This window comes from Lysinibacillus sp. GW821-FHT14F06, assembly GCF_058803665.1.
Map to the genome: position 1 here is coordinate 1 of NZ_JBXAPF010000082.1, position 517 is coordinate 517.

The following is a 517-nucleotide window of genomic DNA, read 5'->3' on the forward strand; positions in this document are numbered from 1 at the left end:
TTCGAACCCCCGCGCGGTGTTACCCGCCTGTCGGTTTTCAAGACCGATCCCTTCAGCCAGACTTGGGTATACCTCCAAAAATATTGAAATGGTGGAGCCTAGCGGGATCGAACCGCTGACCTCCTGCGTGCAAGGCAGGCGCTCTCCCAGCTGAGCTAAGGCCCCAAATAAAATAAAGATGGTCGGAATGACAGGATTCGAACCTACGACCCCTTGGTCCCAAACCAAGTGCTCTACCAAGCTGAGCTACATTCCGAAATCATAAAATGGCGCGCCCGACAGGAGTCGAACCCATAACCTTCTGATCCGTAGTCAGACGCTCTATCCAATTGAGCTACGGGCGCGCATATGTATCTATAAAAATGATGAGCCATGAAGGACTCGAACCTTCGACCCTCTGATTAAAAGTCAGATGCTCTACCAACTGAGCTAATGGCTCAAATTAAGAAATGAATGGCTGGGGTACTAGGATTCGAACCTAGGCATGACGGAATCAAAATCCGTTGCCTTACCGCTT

General features: G+C 50.1%; 4 tRNA genes. All 4 read right to left on the bottom strand.

What is annotated here, in order from left to right:
• Positions 1-89 precede the first annotated feature (89 nt).
• Positions 90-165 (bottom strand) — tRNA-Ala (locus AC1RNS_RS26495).
• Between the two features lie 14 nt (positions 166-179).
• A tRNA-Pro gene (locus AC1RNS_RS26500) sits at positions 180-256 on the bottom strand.
• An 11-nt stretch (positions 257-267) separates the two neighbouring features.
• Positions 268-344: transfer RNA gene (locus AC1RNS_RS26505), tRNA-Arg, on the bottom strand.
• Positions 345-366: 22 nt separating this feature from the next.
• Positions 367-439, bottom strand: a tRNA-Lys gene (locus tag AC1RNS_RS26510).
• Between the last annotated feature and the right edge of the window lie 78 nt (positions 440-517).